The 20,693-nt window shown below is 71.4% G+C and carries 16 protein-coding genes; 10 read left to right on the top strand and 6 right to left on the bottom strand.

What is annotated here, in order from left to right; all coding sequences use genetic code 11:
* The first annotated feature begins 51 nt into the window (after positions 1-51).
* On the top strand, positions 52-948 hold the full coding sequence (locus O7605_RS31255) for a hypothetical protein (protein ID WP_269742544.1): 897 nt from the start codon (positions 52-54) through the stop codon (positions 946-948).
* Positions 949-1,026: 78 nt separating this feature from the next.
* Here the strand turns inward: O7605_RS31255 and O7605_RS31250 are convergent, their stop codons facing one another.
* A complete protein-coding gene (locus tag O7605_RS31250) occupies positions 1,027-1,230 on the bottom strand; it encodes a cold-shock protein (protein WP_164448301.1) in 204 nt (67 codons plus the stop codon).
* A 235-nt stretch (positions 1,231-1,465) separates the two neighbouring features.
* Between O7605_RS31250 and O7605_RS31245 the strand changes: the two genes are divergently transcribed.
* Positions 1,466-2,074: a DedA family protein gene (locus O7605_RS31245; protein WP_269742543.1), complete on the top strand. Its 609-nt coding sequence runs from the start codon at positions 1,466-1,468 to the stop codon at positions 2,072-2,074.
* Between the two features lie 134 nt (positions 2,075-2,208).
* Positions 2,209-2,532 (top strand): nuclear transport factor 2 family protein, encoded by a 324-nt coding sequence (locus tag O7605_RS31240; protein WP_269742542.1) that lies wholly within the window; start codon positions 2,209-2,211, stop codon positions 2,530-2,532.
* Positions 2,533-2,544: 12 nt separating this feature from the next.
* Here O7605_RS31240 and O7605_RS31235 read toward each other — a convergent pair whose 3' ends face one another.
* A complete protein-coding gene (locus O7605_RS31235; protein ID WP_269742541.1) occupies positions 2,545-3,198 on the bottom strand; it encodes an MBL fold metallo-hydrolase in 654 nt (217 codons plus the stop codon).
* Between the two features lie 6 nt (positions 3,199-3,204).
* A complete protein-coding gene (locus O7605_RS31230; protein WP_269742540.1) occupies positions 3,205-3,921 on the bottom strand; it encodes a maleylpyruvate isomerase family mycothiol-dependent enzyme in 717 nt (238 codons plus the stop codon).
* Between the two features lie 240 nt (positions 3,922-4,161).
* Between O7605_RS31230 and rsgA the strand changes: the two genes are divergently transcribed.
* The 3 genes from rsgA to O7605_RS31215 all read left to right on the top strand — a co-directional run bounded on the left by rsgA (position 4,162) and on the right by O7605_RS31215 (position 9,068).
* Entirely contained in the window at positions 4,162-5,205 is a 1,044-nt protein-coding gene (rsgA, locus tag O7605_RS31225) for a ribosome small subunit-dependent GTPase A (protein ID WP_269742539.1), read from the top strand.
* 280 nt (positions 5,206-5,485) lie between these two features.
* Positions 5,486-8,428, top strand: a complete 2,943-nt coding sequence (uvrA, locus tag O7605_RS31220) for an excinuclease ABC subunit UvrA (RefSeq protein WP_269742538.1) — start codon at positions 5,486-5,488, stop codon at positions 8,426-8,428.
* Positions 8,429-8,591: 163 nt separating this feature from the next.
* Positions 8,592-9,068, top strand: a complete 477-nt coding sequence (locus O7605_RS31215) for a Rieske (2Fe-2S) protein (RefSeq protein WP_269742537.1) — start codon at positions 8,592-8,594, stop codon at positions 9,066-9,068.
* Positions 9,069-9,123: 55 nt separating this feature from the next.
* Here the strand turns inward: O7605_RS31215 and O7605_RS31210 are convergent, their stop codons facing one another.
* Positions 9,124-12,384, bottom strand: coding sequence for a penicillin acylase family protein (locus O7605_RS31210; RefSeq protein ID WP_269742536.1), 3,261 nt, complete (start codon positions 12,382-12,384; stop codon positions 9,124-9,126).
* Positions 12,385-12,564: 180 nt separating this feature from the next.
* On the opposite strand from O7605_RS31210, the gene uvrC reads away from it, so the two are divergent.
* Both uvrC and O7605_RS31200 read left to right on the top strand, forming a co-directional pair.
* Positions 12,565-14,538 (top strand): excinuclease ABC subunit UvrC, encoded by a 1,974-nt coding sequence (uvrC, locus tag O7605_RS31205; protein ID WP_269742535.1) that lies wholly within the window; start codon positions 12,565-12,567, stop codon positions 14,536-14,538.
* 187 nt (positions 14,539-14,725) lie between these two features.
* Complete coding sequence (locus O7605_RS31200) at positions 14,726-15,568, top strand: transposase family protein (protein ID WP_269738927.1); 843 nt, start codon at positions 14,726-14,728, stop codon at positions 15,566-15,568.
* Between the two features lie 209 nt (positions 15,569-15,777).
* Here O7605_RS31200 and recQ read toward each other — a convergent pair whose 3' ends face one another.
* Together recQ and O7605_RS31190 are read right to left on the bottom strand one after the other, a co-directional pair.
* Positions 15,778-17,658, bottom strand: coding sequence for a DNA helicase RecQ (gene recQ / locus O7605_RS31195; RefSeq protein WP_269742534.1), 1,881 nt, complete (start codon positions 17,656-17,658; stop codon positions 15,778-15,780).
* A 111-nt stretch (positions 17,659-17,769) separates the two neighbouring features.
* On the bottom strand, positions 17,770-18,423 hold the full coding sequence (locus O7605_RS31190) for a hypothetical protein (RefSeq protein ID WP_269742533.1): 654 nt from the start codon (positions 18,421-18,423) through the stop codon (positions 17,770-17,772).
* 410 nt (positions 18,424-18,833) lie between these two features.
* On the opposite strand from O7605_RS31190, the gene rapZ reads away from it, so the two are divergent.
* Together rapZ and O7605_RS31180 are read left to right on the top strand one after the other, a co-directional pair.
* On the top strand, positions 18,834-19,682 hold the full coding sequence (rapZ, locus tag O7605_RS31185; RefSeq protein WP_210827651.1) for an RNase adapter RapZ: 849 nt from the start codon (positions 18,834-18,836) through the stop codon (positions 19,680-19,682).
* A complete protein-coding gene (locus O7605_RS31180; protein ID WP_269742532.1) occupies positions 19,679-20,650 on the top strand; it encodes a gluconeogenesis factor YvcK family protein in 972 nt (323 codons plus the stop codon). The genes rapZ and O7605_RS31180 overlap by 4 nt, the downstream gene beginning before the upstream one ends.
* The last annotated feature ends 43 nt before the right edge of the window (positions 20,651-20,693 follow it).

Raw genomic sequence — 20,693 nt, 5'->3', positions numbered from 1 at the left:
CGCGGTGTCACTGTCCTGCCTGGTCCCCGACGAGTAAACGAAGGGGGATCCATGACGCGGGCACCGGCAAATCTTCTCGCCGTTCGTCGTCTGCTGCTTGATCATCTCGACCGTGACCCCAACCGCAGCCGCGACGCCGACCTCGAACCCAACGAGGTCGGCATCGTCGGTGACGCCAACCACCGAGGGGGCTACCACTGCGGGTCGGACCGGGTCGTCACCAACGACTACTCGGTGGTGGAGTCGCCCCGCGACCGCAACGGACTGACCCTCGACGCCGCCGCGCTGGACGTGGGGACGTTCCGGCTCAACTCCGGCGGCCGTACCCACGACCTGTTCACGTTCTCCACCTGGTGCGTGGCGCAATGCGTCGCCAACGCCCCGGACACCCGGGACATCCGCGAGATCATCTATTCGCCGGACGGCAACGTGGTCCGGCGCTGGGACCGGCTCGGTCGACGCAGCACCGGCGACCGGTCCCACCTGTGGCACACCCACTTCAGCTTCTTCCGGGACTCGATCAAGGCGAACCGCGACCAGCGGCCCCTGTTCCGCCGCTACCTGACCACCATCGGACTGCTGAACCCCGAGGAGGGGGAGAACGAGATGACACCCGAGGAGCACAACTGGCTCAGGACCGTCCACCGCAACCTCACCGTGCTGGACGGACGCAACCCGATCGGACAGACCTACACCCGGACAACCATGGGCGAGGACCACACGGACCCCGACTTCCAGGTCTCCCACCCGACGCTGCGCAGCATCGGTGCCCAGCTCACCGCCCTGCAGAGCACAGTGAACTCACTGATGAACCGGGACTTCACCGACGAGCAGGCGATCGTCACCGGGGTGCTGGCCGGTCTCTCCCCGCAGGAGATCGCGGCCGCGATTCCGCCCACCGTGGCGGAACAGGTCGTCAGTGAGTTGAGTCGGCGGCTGGCGGCCTGAGGCGACGCCCCGACGAGTGGCGGCCGGTACCGGCCGCCACTCACCGCCGTGCGATCAGCCCCGCGGGACCGGTACGAGTCAGAGCGGACGGACGTTGTCCGCCTGCGGGCCCTTCTGCCCCTGGGTCACGTCGAACTCGACCTTCTGACCCTCACCCAGCTCGCGGTAGCCGCTGGACTGGATGGCCGAGTAGTGCACGAAGACGTCGGGCCCTCCGCCGTCCTGCTCGATGAAGCCGAAGCCCTTTTCGGAGTTGAACCACTTCACGGTGCCGGTTGCCATGCGTACTCTCTCCCTGTTCCATGCGGGCGACCGCTGGCTTGTCCGCCGGTGATCGCCCAATACCTTCCCGACAGTAACCGGTGAATAGCGGATTTGCCGGGCGAAGCGCCTCAGGTGATGCCGCGGATGGCGCCGACCGGCGGGCGGGATCGGGGTTCACCCTCAGGGGCGCCGTCGCGAGATAGGGGAGGAAACCCGATGTCCGCGGTGGCGGACAGGCCCTAGCGTACGAGACATGATGGACCAGTTGGCCCAGGTCGGAGAGCTTCCCGTGGTGGCGCTGATGGCGGTGCTCGGGGTGGTCATGCTCTTCGACGCGGTGCCGCTGTTCGGGGTCCTGGTGCCCGGTGACGTGGCGGTGCTCGCCGCCGTGGCGGTCGGCACCCCCACCACCGGGCTGGCGACCTTCGTCGCCGTGGTCACCGGATGCCTCACCGGCTGGTCACTGAGCTTCCTCGTCGGCCGACTGTGGGGCGACCGGCTGCGGCACAGCCGCTTCGGCGGGTGGGTCGGCGAGACGCGATGGGCGGCGGCGGAGGGCATCCTGCGCCGCGACGGCGGCCGACTGGTGCTGATCGCGCCCTTCCTGCCGGTGTTCAACGCGCTGCTGCCGCTGGCCGCGGGCGGGCTGCGCATGTCGTACCGGCGGTTTCTCGGGTTCGCGGCGCTCGGTGCCACCGGCTGGACCGGCCTCTACCTGGTGGTGGGTACCGCGTCGCGGACAGTGGCCGGGCTGCTGCCCGCCGGCGCGAGTCCACTGCTGGTGACCATGGCCGGCGGACTGCTGCTGGCGGCCCTGGTGTTGCTCGGCACCCGGCGACGGTTGCGCGCCGTCACCCGCTGACCCGGCCGGTCGGGGCCGGCGAACGCGCCAGGCGGTTTGGGAACCGATCGAACCGAGGGTGGCCGTCGCACCCGTGCGGCAGGATCGTGCAGGTCCGCAGAGCTGCACGACGCACTTCCGTGAGGAGTTCCGCCATGAGCGCCGCACCGCCACTCATCCGTCGCTACTTCGCGCTCGCCGGCGAGGCGGACAGCGACGCCTACTTCGCGCTCTTCGCCCCCGACGCCGTGGTCGAGGACGAGGACAGGACCTACACGGGCATCGCCGAGATCCGGGCCTGGCGGCAGCAGGTGCCGCTGGTGTCGTACGAGATCACCGACGTGGCGCAGACGCCGGAGGGAACGGTGGTCACCGCCACCATCACCGGTGACTTTCCCGGCAGTCCCTTCGCCGGCCTGCGGTACCGCTTCGAGGACTACGACGACAACCAGATCCGACGCCTGCGCATCGCGCCCTGACCGGCGCGGCGGTCACCAGCCGCGGGCGCGCCACTCGGCCAGGTGGGGGCGTTCCTCGCCGAGCGTCGAGTCCCGGCCGTGCCCGGGGTAGAACCAGGTCTCGTCGGGCAGCCGGTCGAACAGCTTGTGCTCGACATCGTCGATCAGCGCGGCGAACCGCTGCGGATCCTGGTCGGTGTTGCCGACCCCACCGGGGAAGAGACTGTCGCCGGTGAAAAGGTGCGGCACGCCGGCGGGGTCGCGGTAGAGCAACGCCACCGAGCCCGGGGTGTGGCCCCGGAGGTGGATGACCTCCAGGGCACAGTCGCCGACCGGCACCACGTCGCCGTCGGTGAGGGTCTGCGCCTCGATCGGCAGCCCTTCCGCGTCGTCGGCGTGCACCAGCGCACGGGCGCCGGTCTTGGCCACCACCTCCTCCAGACCGACCCAGTGGTCCATGTGCTGGTGGGTGGTCACCACCGCGGCGAGGCCCGCGTCGCCGACCAGCTCCAGCAGGCGGGGCGCCTCGTTGGCGGCGTCGATCAGCACCTGCTCACCGCTGCTGCCGCAGCGCAGCAGGTACGCGTTGTTGTCCATCGGCCCGACCGACACCTTGGTGATGGTCAGCCGGTCGAGTTCGCGTACCGCCGGCGGACCGCCGGGGGTGACTTCTCCGCTGTAGGTCATGGCTTTCTAGATCCATTCGGGTGGGCGGGGCAGCTGTCCGTCGGGGGTGACGGTCAGGGTCGTGCCGGGGTCGCGACCGGTCAGCCACGCGGCGAGGTCGGCGGCCGAACCCGCGACGACCGGTGCCTGCACCCGATCGCCGAGCACCAGTTCGTGGCCGCCGCCGTCGAAGCGCAGGACCATCGCCGGTACGTCGCCGCGGTCGGCGAAGCCGCTGGTCACTTCGTGCAGCAGTCGGTGACCGAAGTCCGGCGACCAGTCCGTGTGCCGGTAGTCGGCGGCCAGGTCGACGTGGTGGACCTCCAGTTCCCGCAGCCGGCCCCAGACGAGCAGGGCCGCCGGCCGCGAGCCGTGCCGGGTCTCCACGCTGGCACCCCACGCCGGCGCCGGCATCGCGGCGACGGCCTCGGCGAACCGGTCCGCGCTGCGCCGCAGGTCGTCCAGGTGCTCCTCGGGCGCACGCGCGGCACCCGCCTCGATGTCGGCGGTCCGGGCCGTGGCGCTGGCGTACATCGGGATCCGCTCGCCGGTTCGCGCCGAGGTGAGCAGGTTGACGAAGCCGTCGGCATTGCGGCAGACGTGGCTGAGCACATGTCCTCGGCTCCACCCCGCGAGCAGGGACGGCGCCGCGAGGTCGGCGGCGTCGAAGGTGGCCGCCGTCCGCAGCAGACGCGCCGTGGCGGCGTCCACGTCGCCGGTCAGCAGCAGCGGATCCAGTGTCACGGTGCTGACCCTAGTGGTCCGCGCCCACCGCGTCGCCGCGGAATTCACTTCCGGCGTGGCGCGGCCCGACCTACCGTCTGTGCCAGCGACCCCCTCGGCCCGGACGCTCCACCGCTGTCTCGTGGTCCGGTCACCGGCCGGGGTCGACCAGGTTCGTGCGCGGCGCCGGAGCGGAGGAGGTGGTGGTCATGCCGGTCACCGCACCCGTGTATCACCCGCACCGACACTGAACGAGGAGCCATGACCATCTCGTTGACCGCCCTGGGCTGGGACACCGACCGGGCGGCACAGCTACGACGCATCCGTACCGACAACCGTCCCGGCCGGGTGGCCCGCGTCGACCGGGGCGTCTGCACGGTGCTCACCGAGGACGGGCCGGTGCGCGCCTCGACCGGCGGGGCCCTGCTGGCCGCCGCCGTCGGCGACGCCACCCGACTGCCCGGCGTGGGCGACTGGGTGCTGTTGTGCGCCTGGCCCGACGGGCGGACGACGGTGCAGACGGTGCTGCCCCGCCGTACCGCGTTGATCCGGCGCACCGCCGGCAAGGACGCCGGTGGTCAACTGCTGGCCGCCAACCTGGACGCGGTGGCCGTGGTGGAGCCGGTGCACCCGGCACCGGACGCCGCCCGTATCGAGCGACTGCTCTCGCTGGTCCACGAGTCCGGTGCCCGGCCGCTCATGGTGCTGACCAAGACCGACCTGGCGGCCGATCCGGCGGCGGTGGCGCGGCAACTCGCGGCCCTCGCGCCCGGTGTGCCGGTGCTGCCGGTCAGTGCCGAGCGCGGCACCGGGTTGGCGTCGCTGCGCGCCGAGGTCGGTGCGGGCCGCACCCTCGGGCTGCTCGGTCCCTCCGGTGCCGGCAAGTCGAGCCTGGTCAACGCGCTCGCCTCGGCGGTGGTGATGCCCACCCAGGCGATCCGTCGGGTGGACGGCAAGGGCCGGCACACCACCACCTGGCGGGCGTTGGTGCCGCTGCCGGGCGGGGGCGCCGTGGTGGACACGCCCGGGGTGCGGGCCGTCGGCCTGCTCGACGGCGCGGCCGGGCTCGACCGGGCCTTCGCCGACATCGCCGACCTGGCCGCCGACTGCCGGTACGGCGACTGCGGGCACGAGGCCGAACCCGGCTGCGCGGTGCGCGCGGCACTCGACGACGGTGCGCTGACCGCCCGCCGCTACGAGAACTGGCGCCGGCTGCAACGGGAGATCAACCACGAGACCCGTCGCCGTGCCACCCGCCCCACCCGCGTGTCGCGCACCACCCGCCGTACCCCCCACCCCCACTGACCACCCCCACCCCCCACCCCATCCGGGCGCGATCATGCAGTTGTGGTTGTCGGTATCGGGCGTTTTGCCCGTCTTGTCAGGTGCCAGAACTGGATGATCGGCGCAGGTGGGGTGGGGGTGGGGTGGGGAGGTCGGTGGGGAGGGGACGCGCGGTGGGGGAAGTTGTCGGAGGGCGGGTCTACAGTTGCCGGGGCGCACTCTCCGCGCCGACACAACCGCTGGGTTCACCGCAAAAGCGGACAGATCTTCCTCTACGTTCTCACCCGGGAGTACACGGACCGTGGCCGACCGTTTGATCATCCGTGGCGCACGCGAGCACAACCTGCGTGACGTCAGCCTCGACCTGCCCCGGGACGCCCTCATCGTGTTCACCGGGCTGTCCGGGTCGGGCAAGTCGAGCCTGGCCTTCGACACGATCTTCGCCGAGGGGCAGCGCCGGTACGTCGAGTCGCTGTCGTCGTACGCCCGGCAGTTCCTCGGCCAGATGGACAAGCCGGACGTCGACTTCATCGAGGGCCTGAGCCCGGCGGTCTCCATCGACCAGAAGTCCACCTCGCGCAACCCCCGCTCCACCGTCGGCACGATCACCGAGGTCTACGACTACCTGCGGCTGCTCTTCGCCCGGGTCGGCGAACCGCACTGCCCGGTCTGCGGCGAACGGATCTCCCGGCAGAGCCCGCAGCAGATCGTCGACCGGGTCCTCGCGATGGCCGAGGGCACCCGCTTCATGGTGCTCGCGCCGGTGGTGCGGGGCCGCAAGGGCGAGTACGTCGACCTGTTCGCCGAACTCCAGGCCAAGGGGTACGCCCGGGCCCGGGTCGACGGGGTGGTGCACCAGCTCACCGACCCGCCGAAGCTGAAGAAGCAGGAGAAGCACACCATCGAGGTGGTGATCGACCGGCTCAGTGTCAAGCCCAGCGCCAAGCAGCGGCTGACCGACTCGGTCGAGGCGGCGCTGGGCCTCTCCGGCGGTCTGGTGCTGCTCGACTTCGTCGACCTGGCCGAGGACGACCCCGACCGGGAGCGGCGCTACTCCGAGCACCTGGCCTGCCCCAACGACCACCCCCTGGCGATCGAGGACCTGGAGCCCCGGGTCTTCTCCTTCAACGCGCCCTACGGCGCCTGCCCGGAGTGCACCGGCCTCGGCACGAAGAAGGAGGTCGACCCGGAGCTGGTCGTTCCCGACCCGGAGCGCAGCCTGCGTGAGGGTGCGATCCAGCCCTGGGCGACCGGGCACAACCTGGAATACTTCCTCCGCCTGCTGGAGGCGCTCGGCGAGGCCGAGCACTTCGACGTCGACACCCCGTGGCGGGCGTTGCCGTCGCGGGCGCAGAAGACCATCCTGCACGGCTCCGACGACCAGGTCCACGTGCGCTACCGCAACAAGTACGGCCGGGAGCGCTCGTACTACACCGGCTTCGAGGGCGTGGTGCAGTGGATCGAGCGCCGGCACTCCGACACCGAGAGCGAGTGGTCGCGGGAGAAGTACGAGGGCTACATGCGTGACGTGCCCTGCGCGGCCTGCGGTGGCGCCCGGCTCAAGCCCGAGGTGCTCGCGGTCACCCTGGCCGGGCGCAGCATCGCCGAGGTGTGCAACTTGTCGGTCGGCGAGTGCGCCGACCTGCTGGCCGGCATCGAGCTGACCGACCGGCAGAAGCTGATCGCCGAGCGGGTGCTCAAGGAGATCAACGCCCGGCTGCGCTTCCTGCTCGACGTCGGGCTGGACTACCTCTCCCTGGACCGCCCGGCCGGCACCCTCTCCGGCGGTGAGGCGCAGCGCATCCGGTTGGCCACCCAGATCGGCTCCGGGCTGGTCGGGGTGCTGTACGTGCTCGACGAGCCGTCGATCGGCCTGCACCAGCGGGACAATCACCGGCTGATCGAGACGCTGGTGCGGCTGCGCGGCCTGGGCAACACGCTGATCGTGGTCGAGCACGACGAGGACACCATCCGCACCGCCGACTGGATCGTGGACATCGGTCCCGGCGCGGGCGAGCACGGCGGCCGGATCGTGCACAGCGGCTCGGTGCCGGCGCTGCTGGAGAATTCCGACTCACTGACCGGGGCGTACCTGTCCGGCCGGCGGGAGATCCCGACGCCCAAGGGCCGCCGCCCGCAGACCCCCGGGCGGGAGCTGGTGGTGCACGGGGCCCGCGAGCACAACCTGCGCAACCTGACGGTGAGCTTCCCGCTCGGCCAGTTGATCGCCGTGACCGGGGTCAGCGGCTCGGGCAAGTCGACCCTGGTCAACGACATCCTGTACGCGGTGCTGGCCAACCAGATCAACGGCGCGCGGCTGGTGCCGGGCCGGCACACCCGGGTCTCCGGCCTGGAGCACGTCGACAAGGTCGTCGGTGTCGACCAGTCGCCGATCGGCCGCACCCCGCGATCCAACCCGGCCACCTACACCGGCGTCTGGGACCACGTGCGCAAGTTGTTCGCCGAGACCACCGAGGCCAAGGTCCGTGGGTACGGCCCCGGACGGTTCTCCTTCAACGTCAAGGGCGGTCGCTGCGAGGCGTGCTCCGGCGACGGCACCATCAAGATCGAGATGAACTTCCTGCCCGACGTGTACGTGCCGTGCGAAGTCTGCAAGGGCGCCCGGTACAACCGGGAGACCCTGGAGGTGCACTACAAGGGCAAGACCGTCTCCGACGTGCTGGAGATGCCGATCGAGGAGGCGGCCGAGTTCTTCTCCGCCATCCCGGCCATCCACCGGCACCTCAAGACGCTCGTCGACGTGGGGTTGGGCTACGTACGGCTGGGGCAGCCCGCGCCGACCCTCTCCGGCGGCGAGGCGCAGCGGGTCAAGCTCGCCTCGGAGTTGCAGAAGCGTTCGACCGGGCGGACGGTCTACGTGCTCGACGAGCCGACCACCGGCCTGCACTTCGAGGACATCCGCAAGCTGCTGCTGGTGCTGGAGGGGCTGGTCGACAAGGGCAACACGGTCATCACGATCGAGCACAACCTGGACGTGATCAAGAGCGCGGACTGGCTCATCGACATGGGTCCCGAGGGCGGCCACCGGGGCGGCACCGTGCTCGCCACCGGCAGCCCGGAGGAGGTCGCCGAGGTCGCCGAGAGCCACACCGGGCAGTTCCTGCGTACCGTCCTCAAGCTCGGCGGCGCGGCGAAGGGTGCCGTGGCGGCCACCGCCCGGGCGGCGAAGGCCAACGGTGGCCGGGCTCGCGGTGGCCGCAAGGCCACCACCGCCGCGCGCTGATTCACCACGCGGTCGGCGGGCGCCTGACGGCCTGGCGCGCCCGGGTGGCCGATCGGGTGAACCGACCGGCAGAGTGGTGCGTGTAGGGGAAAGTAGCCACAGATCATGCACCGGAGTCACCGACGGAGGGGCGAGGCATGAGCGAGCGCAACGGAGCACTGGCATGAGCGAGGAGCAGGTGCCGGCCGGGCCTGACGTGCGTACCCGCCGAGCTCTGCTCGCTGGGGCGGGGGCGGTCGGCGCGGCGGCGGTGTTGGCCGCCTGCGGTGATGAGGACGACGGCGGCGCGGCACCCAGCCCGGGGCCGCAGATCACCAACACCGGTGACGCCGGTGGCGGGGACCGCGAGGGTGCCCAGTCACTGGCCCGCACGACCGACATCCCGGTCGGTGGCGGTGCGGTCTACGCCGCCCAGGGCGTGGTGATCACCCAACCCACCGCCGGGGAGTTCAAGGGGTTCGACCCGGTCTGCACCCATCAGGGCTGCCCGGTGTCGAACGTCGACGGCGGCACCATCAACTGCACCTGCCACGGCAGCAAGTTCTCCATCGAGGACGGCTCCGTCAAGGCCGGTCCGGCCACCACCCCGCTAGCGGCCAAGAACATCAGGGTCGACGGCGACCAGATCGCGCTGGCCTGAGCCAATCGAAGCGGTCGCGGCCGGGACGGTGTCGTCCCGGCCACGACCGTCGGCCTCACTGGGCGTATGCCGACATCTCCCACAGTGAGAAGCCGTAGGACGTGCCCCGGGTCAGCCCGTACATCCGCACGTACCGGGCCTGCTGCGGGGCGAAGCTGACCACGTCGGTCCCGCCGTCGCCGGTGGTGGTCGACCAGGCCGGCCGCCAGGTGGCGCCGTCGGTGGAGACCTCCACCCGGTACGACCGGGCGTAGGCGGCCTCCCAGGCCAGGGCTACCCGACCGACCTGCCGGACCGATCCGAGGTCGACCCGCAGCCACTGGTTGTCCGACCACGAACTGGCCCACCGGGTGCCCAGGTCGCCGTCCACGGCACGGCCGGCACCATGGAACAGTTGGCTGCTGGAGGCGGTGACCGGGCGGCCGGCGGCCAGATTGGTCAGGTCGTCGCCGCGTCGGGCGGGGAACGACACCACCTGCTGGTAGGTGGGACGGTTCTGCCAGGCGATGGTGGCGTGCGTGATGCCGCCCAGCGGCGACTGGACGATGGCGTCGGCGCACCACTGGTCGCCGGCGGCGCAGGTGTCGTCTCCCGGATAGGTCTGCGTGGCCGGTGTGGTCGCCGCCGTGCGCAGGGTGTCGAGCAGGACCTGCCGGCAGGCGGCGAGGTCGCCGTCGCCGCAGAAGGTACGCCCCGGCCCGCCGGCCACCGGGTCGCCCAGGACGGCCCGCAGGTCCCGGTCGACCCAACCCCACCATCCGTACTGGAAGGCCGAGCCCTTGTGCGTCTGGGCGCTGTTCGCCGACGACGGCAGGTTCGACACGTCGCCCTGTTGGTGGCCGGAGGGTGACTCGTTGACCTGAAGGGTGTTGACCAGGGACTGGTACAGCTCCGCGCCGAGCGGGGCCCGGAACATGCCCCGGACCAGCAGCGGCCACCAGGCGTCGAGCGTCCGGATCGCCTCGGCGTGCTGGTAGACCCTGCTGCCACTGGCCGTCTCCACGCGTAGCGCGCCGGCCTGCCGCCACGCCTTCAGCCGGGCGATCTCGGTGGCCAGGGCGGCGTCGGTGACGGGTTGGCTCTCCAGCACCCGGAGCAGCTCGCCGAGCACCTCGGCGCCGCGCAGGTCGGTGAGCCCGGCCCGCTGCACCAGCTCGGTGAGCGAGGCCCGGTCGAAGGTGCGGCCCGCCGCCAGCGCCGCCTTCACCGGTTTGTCCAGCAGGTCACCGCGGTGCACGGCGCCGAAGCTGAAGTTGCCGTCGGCGGCACCGAAGTCCTTGGCCTGCTTGTTGTTCCAGCTGACGTAGTAGTCCTGATTCGTCGACTGCGGGTGGGCCGACGCGGGCGCGTACCGGGCGGTGCCGGTCTCCGGGTCGAAGTCCTGCCACTCGTACGCCCGCTCGGCCTTCATCGGCAGGCTCGGGTTGCTGCCGGAGGCCCGCAGCGGGTTGAGCCCGGAGTTGAAGTACGCCGACTCGGTGGAGTTGACGTAGAACCAGTTGAACGCGTACTCGACGTTGTTCGCCGAGGTGCGGAACGCCGCCGCCGAGCCCATCTGGGTCGGATCGTTGTACATCTGGAAGCCGATCGCGGAGTCGGCCTCCCGCCCGTAGGTGGAGCGCAGCTTCGTGAAGGCGTGCGGCACGCCGCCGACGGTGCCCCGCCACGCCACCAGGCCGAGCTTGGTACGCCAGGCGACCAGCTTGTACGACCCGGCGGCGGTGCCGTCGGCGACGGTGGGGCGCCAGCGGTTGACGTGGGACAGCTCCTCCATCGCCCGGCACTGGCCACGGAACAGGTAGTGGTTGCTGCCCAGCGTCGGCGTGCCACCGCCGGGTACGCAGAGCGGCACCGCGTAGGTGTCGGTGATGTCGTGCACGGAGGAGGTGGCGCTCCAGGCGTAGTCCTGGCCCCGGCCGAGCAGGACGTAGAGGTTGAGTCCGGCGAAGGCGGCGCCCCGGGCGCTGATGCCCGGCCCCTGCAACTCCTGGACCATCAGCAGTTGGGGGGAGAAGTAGCCGGTCTGCGGCCCGAAGACCGCCACCGGGTGCCCGCTGGTGGAGTGCTCGGCGGAGATCACCGCCGCGTTGGACATGCCCCGGTGTGCCGGGTCGATGGTCAGCCCGGACAGCGCGGCGGCCAGCTCCGAGGCGCTGTTCGAGCCGCCGGTGGTGGTGGCGGAGCCGGTCGGGTCGGTGACGACCGGCTCGACCCGGGCCGAAGCGGCGTCCGGCAGCACCACGCTCGGCGCGTCGGGGGAGGCGTCGCCGTACGGGAAGCTCTGCCCGTCGTGCAGGGTCAGCACGGTCTCCGGATCGTTCTGTCCCCGGAAGCCCTGCCACACCCGGTCGCCCTCGACCGGGCCGAACTTGGCCCGGGCGGCGATGCGGACCAGCGCGGACTGCATCTCCGTGCCGCCCCCGCCGCCGAACAGGCCACCGACGACCCCGGCGATGGCGACCAGATCGGTCATCACGAAGGGTTCCGGGCCACCGGTGTTGGTGATCGCGTCGAGGTGTCCGGTGAGCACGTACTCCCCGGGGCAGTTGCGGTTGGCCATGCAGGTACGGATGTAGGCGTTGATCCCGGCGATGTACTCCTGCACGTCGGCGTAGAGCTGCTCACCGCGCTCACCCTTACCGCGCAGCGCGGCGACCTGCGCGGTCAGGTCGGCCTCGGTGTACGGGGAGGTGCGCCAGACGCTCTGCTCCAGCGCCCGGTTGCCGGGTGCCCCGCCCGCGAACGGGGTCAGGGTGCCCCGGCCGACGTGCCGCAGCAGGTCCATGGTGAACAGCCGGTCCTCGGCCCCGGCGTAGCCGGCGCCGAACATGGTGCCGGCGCGGGTGGTGCCGGTGATGTGCGGGACACCGGTGGCCCGGTCCCGCAGGATGCGCACGTCCGCGCGGGGTGAGTAGTCGCGTTCCACCTGGCTGGGGGCGACGCCGAAGGAGGCGTCGTGGAAGAAGGTGTCGATCTGGTCCTCGCGCAGCCCGGCGTAGCCGTACACGAGGTCGGCGTACCGGCCGAGCTGGTCGGCGGAGTGCCGGGGCAGGGTGCCGAAGGCCTGGTTGCCGAGGATCTCGACGAGGGTGGCGTTGCCGTTCTGGCCGGGCGGCAGGATCTCCGAGCATTCGCCGAGGCAGTAGTCGTCGGTGGCGAAGGCACTCGCGGCGGTCGACGTGCGGGTGTTCGTCGCGTGCTCGGTCGGGACGGTGGTCGCGGTGGCGGTGGTCGGGGCCGCGACGAGGAGGGCGGCGACGGCGGTGGCGGTCGTGGCACCGGCGAGCAGCCGGCGGGCGGGGGTGTGACCGGTCATGGCGATCCTCTGTGGACGGGGGCCATCGGACGGGATCATTACATGAAGAACATTCGGTTACTGGATGGTAGGCCGCCGTGCCCGAGATTGGAAGGTATCGATCGAGGCCGCGTCGGTCCGCACCGTAACGGTCATCCGGGGATGATTCGGGCTGTCGGGGGTGGCGACTAGTCTCGGAGTGTGGCTGATCCGTCGACCTACCGTCCCGCGCCGGGCACGATTCCCGAGGCACCGGGGGTCTACCGCTTCTACGACGGCACCGGCCGGGTCATCTACGTGGGCAAGGCGAGGAACCTGCGCAGCCGGCTCAACTCCTACTTCGCCGACCTGTGGGGGCTGCACCAGCGCACCCGGCAGATGGTCACCACCGCCGAGGCGGTGGACTGGGTCACGGTCGGCACCGAGGTCGAGGCGCTCCAGCTCGAATACCTCTGGATCAAGCAGCACGACCCGAGGTTCAACGTCCGCTACCGCGACGACAAGTCCTACCCCTACCTGGCGGTGACCCTCGACGAGGAGTACCCACGGCTCCAGGTGATGCGCGGGGCCAAGCGCAAGGGGGTGCGCTACTTCGGGCCGTACTCACACGCCTGGGCCATCCGCGAGACGCTCGACCTGCTGCTGCGCGTCTTCCCGGCCCGCACCTGCTCCGCCGGGGTGTTCAAGCGGGCCGGTCAGGTCGGCCGGCCCTGCCTGCTGGGCTACATCGGCAAGTGCTCGGCCCCCTGCGTCGGCAGCGTCTCCGCCGAGCGGCACCGCGAGATCGTCGACGACTTCTGCGACTTCATGGCCGGGCGCACCGACACCATGGTCCGCAAGCTGGAACGCGAGATGACCGAGGCCAGCGAGCAGTTGGAGTTCGAGCGGGCAGCCCGGCTGCGCGACGACGTCGCCGCGCTGCGCCGGGCGATGGAGAAGCAGACCGTGGTGCTCGGTGACGGCACCGACGCCGACGTGGTGGCCTTCGCCGACGACCCGCTCGAAGCCGCGGTCCAGGTCTTCCACGTCCGGGGCGGCCGGGTACGCGGCCAGCGCGGTTGGGTGGTGGAGAAGACCGAGGAGCTGACCACCGGCGACCTGGTCCACCACTTCTGCACGCAGGTCTACGGCGGCGAGCACGGAGAGGCCGACGTGCCACGGGAACTGCTGGTCCCCGAGCTGCCCGCCGACGCCGACGCCCTGGCCGACTGGCTCTCCGCCCACCGGGGCGGCCGGGTGACCCTGCGGGTGCCGCAGCGCGGTGACAAGCGGGCCCTGATGGAGACGGTGGAACGCAACGCCACGGACGCCCTGGCCCGGCACAAGCTCAAGCGGGCCGGTGACCTGACCACCCGCAGCAAGGCCCTCGACGAGATCACCGAGGCGCTCGGCCTGCGGACGGCGCCGCTGCGCATCGAGTGTTTCGACATCTCGCAGATCCAGGGCACCGACGTGGTGGCGAGCATGGTCGTCTTCGAGGACGGGCTGCCCCGCAAGAGCGAGTACCGCCGGTTTATCATCCGTGGCGCCACCGACGACCTCTCGGCGATGTCCGAGGTGCTGCGCCGCCGCTTCGCCCGCTACCTCGACGCGCGCGCCGAGACCGGCGAGGCGGGTGTCGAAGCTGACGCCCTCCCCGCTGAGCTGGACGCGGCCGACGGCGGCGACGAGCCGCGCATCGGCGTGCTTGTCGACCCGACCACCGGCCGGCCACGGCGTTTCGCGTACCCGCCGCAGCTGGTGGTGGTCGACGGCGGCGCGCCGCAGGTCGCCGCCGCCGCGCAGGCCCTCGCCGAGCTGGGCATCGACGACGTGGCGCTGTGCGGGCTGGCCAAGCGGTTGGAGGAGGTCTGGCTGCCAGACGACGACTTCCCGGTCATCCTGCCGCGCGCCTCGGAAGGGCTCTACCTGCTGCAACGGGTACGCGACGAGGCGCACCGCTTCGCCATCACCTTCCACCGGCAGCGCCGCTCCAAGCGGATGACCACCTCGGCGTTGGACAACGTCCCCGGCCTGGGCGAGGTACGCCGCAAGGCGCTGCTGCGTCACTTCGGCTCGCTGAAACGTCTCTCGGCCGCCACCGTCGAGGAGATCACCGAGGTCCCCGGCGTCGGCCGGCGTACCGCCGAAGCGATCCTCACCGCCCTCCGCACCCCCGAACCTCCCGCCAGCTGACAACTTCGGGGAGCTTGTCTCATCCTGTTTGTGCTGGTGGGCGAGTCTTGACATGGGCATGGCAGGTGTTTGGTTGCAGGTCAGGGGCCGGATGATCTTTGTGGTGATCGTCTGACTCGGATTCCGCGGGAAGTCTGCGGCGTGGCGACCCGGGACATGAAGGAACCCTCGGCGAGGGTTGCTGGTCGTGACACACATCAATCCGCCCACCGAGGGCCACGAATTGGTCTACCAAGTCCGCCTGCCCGTGTCCAGTGACACTGTCGCGCTGGTGACCGAGGCGATACGCACCTACCGGCGGCAGGTGAAGTCCCGCTGGCGCAAACTATCCGACCTGCAGACCACCACGATCGTCCTGGCGGTACTGCGCCACGACCAGCGTCCCGCCGACCTCGCCGCCGCCCACGGGGTGTCCCACCACAGCGTCCGCCGCTGGGTCAGACAAGTCATCACCACCGTGGCGCGGATGGCGCCACGTCTGGACCGTGTCCTGGCGGCCGCCGCCCGCACCTACCACGAACAGCCACTCCTGCTCGACGGCACCTGCGTGCCCGTGCACGCACCCGCCGACAAGGCCAAAGAACGACGCCACTGGTGCCTGAAACACAAAGTCCACCACCTACGCGTGATGACCCTGACCGACCAACACGGCCGACTCCTCTGGCTCTCCGCGGCCACCCCCGCACGACTCCACGAAGCCACCCACGCCAAACGCCTGCACCTGCCCGCCCGCCTGCGCCACCATCACCTCGCGATCATCTGCGACCGCATCCACACCCGCCTCGACGACCAACCCACCACCAACCCCACCGTCCTCGTCGGCCGCCGCGCCTGCCGCAACCACAAACTCACCCCCGCCGAGAAAACCGCCAACACCCTGCTCGCCCGCGAACGCGTCGCCAACGAACACGCCCACGCCCACCTCAAGAACTGGCGCATCCTCACCCGACTACGCCACGGCTGGCACCACCACGCCACCACCCTGCTCCGCGCCCTACTCGTCCTCACCAACACCGAAATCAACCGCTGACCCAGACAAACGATCACCACAAAGATCAACTAACCCATGGCCTGCGACCAAACACCTCACACCACCACGTCAAGCCCCCACCACCAGCACAAACAGGATGAGACAAGCTCGGGGATGTTGCGGTCTCCACGGCGCCTGAGCCAGCAACATCCCCGAAGTTGCGCGGATCTTGAGAGGTTGCGGGGATCTTGACGAGGGTGGGCGGTACCTCAGGCGGCGTCGGCGAGCACTCCGAGGAGTTGCTCGCCGTACTTGGCCAGCTTGTTCTCGCCGACGCCGCTGATCCGGGACAGCTCGGCCAGCGACGACGGCGCCTCGGCGGCGATCTGGCGCAGCGTGGCGTCGTGGAAGATGACGTACGCGGGTACGCCCTGCTCCTTGGCGGTGGCCGCCCGCCAGGCCCGCAGCCGCTCGAACGTGCCGGCCGCCTCCGCCGGCAGCTCGGCGACCACGGTGGCCGCACCACGCGGCTTGGCCGCCTTCGCCGGGCGCGCCGCCTCGCGACGCAGCATCACGGTGCGCCGCCGGCCGAGCACCTCGGCACTGGCGTCGGTGAGCGCCAGTGTGCCGTAGTCCCCCTCGACGGCGAGCAGCCCCTCGGCGAGCAGTTGCCGGACCACGCCGCGCCACTCCGCCTCGCTCAGCTCACCACCGATGCCGAACACGGTGAGCGAGTCGTGCCGATGCTGGGTGATCTTGTCGGTGGTGCGGCCCAGCAGGATGTCGACGCAGTGCCCGGCACCGAACCGCTGGTTGCGCTCCCGGTCCAGCCGAAAGACGGTGGAGAGCAGCTTCTGCGCGGCCACCGTGCCGTCCCAGGACTCGGGCGGTTCCAGGCAGGTGTCGCAGTTGCCGCAGCCGCCGGTGGCCGGCTCGCCGAAGTACTCCAGCAGCTGCGCCCGGCGGCAGCGGACCGTCTCACAGAGCGCCAGCATCGCGTCGAGGTGGGCGGCGAGGTTGCGCCGGTGCGCCAGGTCGCCCTCGGAGGTGTCGATCATCTTCCGCTGCTGCACCACGTCCTGCAGCCCGTACGCCAGCCAGGCGGTCGACGGCAACCCGTCGCGGCCGGCGCGGCCGGTCTCCTGGTAGTAGCCCTCGACCGACTTCGGCAGGTCGAGATGGGCGACGAACCGCACATCGGGCTTGTCGATGCCCATCCCGAAGGCGATCGTCGCCACCATCACCACGCCGTCGGCGCGCAGGAAGCGCTGCTGGTTGGCGGCGCGGGTGCCGGCGTCCAGGCCGGCGTGGTACGGCAGCGCGTCGATGCCGTTGGCGACCAGGAACTCGGCGGTCTTCTCCACCGAGGCCCGGGACAGGCAGTAGACGATGCCCGCCTCACCGGGATGCTCGTCGCGCAGCAGGGCCAGCAGTTGCTTGCGCGGCTCCCGCTTCGGCACGATCCGGTACTGGATGTTGGGCCGGTCGAAGCTGGCCACGAAGTGCCGTGCCTCGGTGAGGCTCAGCCGGGTGGCGATCTCGGACCGGGTGGCGCTGGTCGCCGTGGCGGTCAGCGCGATGCGGGGTACGCCCGGCCAGCGTTCGTGCAGCATCGACAGGTTCAGGTAGTCCGGCCGGAAGTCGTGGCCCCACTGCGACACGCAGTGCGCCTCGTCGATGGCGAACAGGCCGATCCGCCCCCGGTCCAGCAGGTTCAGCGTGCCCCGGCTGGCCAGCGCCTCCGGCGCGAGGTAGAGCAGGTCGATCTCGCCAGCCACGAACTCCGCCTCGACCAGCCGGCGGGTGTCCGGGTCGAGGGTGGAGTTGAGGAAACCGGCGCGCACCCCGACCGCCGTCAGCGCGTCGACCTGGTCCTGCATGAGCGCGATCAGCGGCGAGATCACCACGGCGACGCCGTCGCGCACCAGGGCCGGGATCTGGTAGCACAGCGACTTGCCGCCGCCGGTCGGCATCAGCACCAGCGCGTCCCCGCCGGCCACCACGTGGTCGATGACCTCGCGCTGGAAACCCCGGAACGAGTCGTACCCGAAGACCCGCCGCAGCACATCCAGCGCCGCGGTCACCTTCTCCCCGGTCGGGGCGTCGGAGCTGGCCAGGTCGGTGATGCTCACGTCGGCGGGGGAGACCATCCGAGGATTCTACGAGCGGCTGTCTTCGGCGCTCGGGTCTGTGGCAGTTCCGGCGCGGTCGGCTCGGCGTGTCGACGACCTACGGTGCCACGGTGCGAAGCTGGGCGGGGTTCACGGGGCGGGCGGGACGGGGACCCGTTTGGCCCAGCGGACGTCGCCGTCGGGATCGACGTAGCAGAACGCCACCGCCAGGCGCGACGGGTCGGTCAGCGGCAGGGCGCCGGGCACCAGCCGGAAGACGGCGATCAGGCTGCCGTCGGCCGTCGCTCGGGTACCCACCGCGCCGACGTTGGGTGCAGTGGTGAACGTGCCCTCGGGCTCCTCCCGGGTGGCGGTGTCGGCGAGCCAGGGGTAGCGGTCGGCCAGCACGTCGTACGCTCCGGCCCAGTTGGAACCGGTGCCGCCGTCGGCGTCCCAGCCGGCGTAGGGCTGCACCACCCGGGCGGGTTCCACCCGGGAGTCGAGCAGGATGACCTGGTAGTGGCCCTTTCGGGGCGGCCCCGACCAGCGCAGCCGCAACACCACCGACTGTCTGCCGCGGTCGCCGATGACGTTGTCCGCCGGCTCGGGCCAACCGAACGCGACGACCGCGTCCGCCACACCGTCCGGCTCTGGCAGGCTGGCCTGGACGGTCACCGCCAGGGTGTCGCCGCCGTCGGCCCACTCCCGTTCGCGGTCGACGTAACGGTGCACTGTGGCCAGCACGGCGACCGTGACGGACACGAGCGCCACCACCCAGCGCAGCCGCGCCCCGTGCCTGCCCATGGCCGGAGGATAGCCGCGCCACGCGTCGCGCGCCGTCGGTCAGCCGACACGACCAGCCTCCTCTCCCGTGCTCTGCTGCACCGGGCGCAACGGTTCAGCCCGCGGACTGTTGCGCTGGTTGAAGCAGAGCAAAGGGCGCGGAGCGAGACATGGGCGGCGGCGGGAACCGGAGCGCTGGCGTGCACCGGGCGGCCCGACGACAGCGGCCGGTGGTGGGATCAGCGCGGCGGCGGTGCCTCCCACGGAGCCCGACACGGGCGAGCTAGAGTCGCTGCTTGACCGTGCCCGGTCGGGATCGACCGGGGCAGCACCGATGGAGGGGTTGACGGGTGGGCGAGGCGCACACGACCGGTCACCGTGCGGGCGTACCCGGTGAGCAGACCGGGGCGACCGCCGAGACGGACACCACCCTGGTCGTGGTCACCGGGCTGTCCGGTGGGGGGCGCAGCACCGTGGCCCGGGCCCTGGAGAACGTGGGCTTCTACGTCGTCGACAACCTGCCGCAGGCGCTGCTGCTGGACATGGCCGAGCTGGCGGTGAAGGCGGGCGGAGCGGCCCGGCGTACCGCGATGGTGCTGGACGTGCGGTCCCGGGCCTTCTCCACGGATCTGGCCGAGGCGATCCGGGAGCTGAAGGAGCGGGGCTACGCCCCCCGGGTGGTCTTCGTCGACGCGGACGACGAGGTGCTGATCCGCCGGTTCGAGAGCGTGCGCCGCTCGCATCCGTTGCAGGGCGACGGCCGGCTCGCCGACGGCATCGCCGTCGAGCGGGGCCTGCTGGAGGAGGCCCGCGACCAGGCCGACGTGATCATCGACACCAGTCACCTCAACGTGAACCAGTTGCGTCGCCGGGTCGAGGAGCTGTTCGGCGGGGAGGACGCCCGCCGGCTGCGGCTCACGGTGATCTCCTTCGGCTTCAAGTACGGCCTGCCGCCGGACGCCGACTTCGTGATGGACGCCCGGTTCCTGCCCAACCCCTACTGGGTGCCCGAACTGCGCGAGCACACCGGGCGCGAGGAGGCGGTCAGCGCGTACGTGTTGGGACAGGAGGGCGCGGACGCCTTCGTCGACGCGTACGCGGACCTGGTGAACGCCACCACGGCCGGCTTCGAGCGCGAGGGCAAGCGGTACCTGACCGTGGCGGTCGGCTGCACCGGCGGCAAGCACCGCAGCGTGGCGATCGCCGAGGAGTTGGCCGCTCGACTGCGTCGCGCCGGGCTGGCCGCCAACGCCCAGCACCGCGACCTGGGGCGGGAATGACGATCCGGGTGGTGGCCTTCGGCGGCGGGCACGGCCTGTCCGCCTCGCTGCGGGCACTGCGTCGGTGCGCCCCGGAGCTGGATCTGGACATCACGGCGGTGGTGACCGTCGGCGACGACGGCGGCTCAAGTGGCCGGCTGCGGGCCGAACGGGGTGGGCTGCCCCCGGGTGACCTGCGCCAGGCGCTGGTGGCGCTGGCCGGCGACCATCCCGCGACCCGGCGCAGCGCGGGGCTGTTCCAGCACCGCTTCGCCGAGCTGGCGGCGGATGGCCGGACCGACGGGCTGGCCGGGCACGCGGTGGGCAACCTGGTGCTCTGCGGGCTGATGGAGCTGCTCGGCGACCCGGTGGCGGCGCTGGAACACGCCGGGGCGATGCTCGGCTCGGTCGGCCGGGTGCTGCCGATGTCCCGCCAGCCGGTCGACATCGAGGCCCGGGTACGCGGCGTCGACCCCGTACGCCCCGACGAGGTGTGCACCGTACGCGGACAGCACCAGGTCGCGGTCACCACCGGGCGGGTCGAGTCGCTGCGGCTCACCCCGCAGGCGCCGGCGGCGTGCGCGGAGGCGGTCGCCGCGATCGGTGCCGCCGACTGGCTGATCTTCGGGCCGGGCAGCTGGTACACGAGCGTGCTGCCGCACCTGCTGGTGCCGCAGCTGGCCGCCGCGATCCTGGCCAGCCCGGCTCGGCGACTGGTCACCCTCAACCTCGCCGCCGAGAAGGAGACGCTCGGTCTCTCGGTCGCCGACCACCTGGCGGCGCTGCGCTGGTACCTGCCGGAGCTGACGGTCGACTTCGTGCTCGCCGACGCCAAGGCGGTCGGTGACCCCGAACCGGTCCACGGTGCGGCAGAATCCCTGGGAGCCCGGCTGGTCCTCGCTCCCGTCGCGGTCGACGACGGCACTCCCCGTCATGATCCGGCTGCTCTGGGCGCCGCCCTGGTGCCTGTACTGGGCGCCGATCGTTAGACACGTACGTAATCTCCGGCGACACGCCGGAACCGGTCCGTGA

This window comes from Verrucosispora sp. WMMA2121, from assembly GCF_027460185.1.
Lineage (GTDB): Bacteria > Actinomycetota > Actinomycetes > Mycobacteriales > Micromonosporaceae > Micromonospora > Micromonospora palythoicola.
This window is presented reverse-complemented; position numbering and strand designations above follow the sequence as displayed.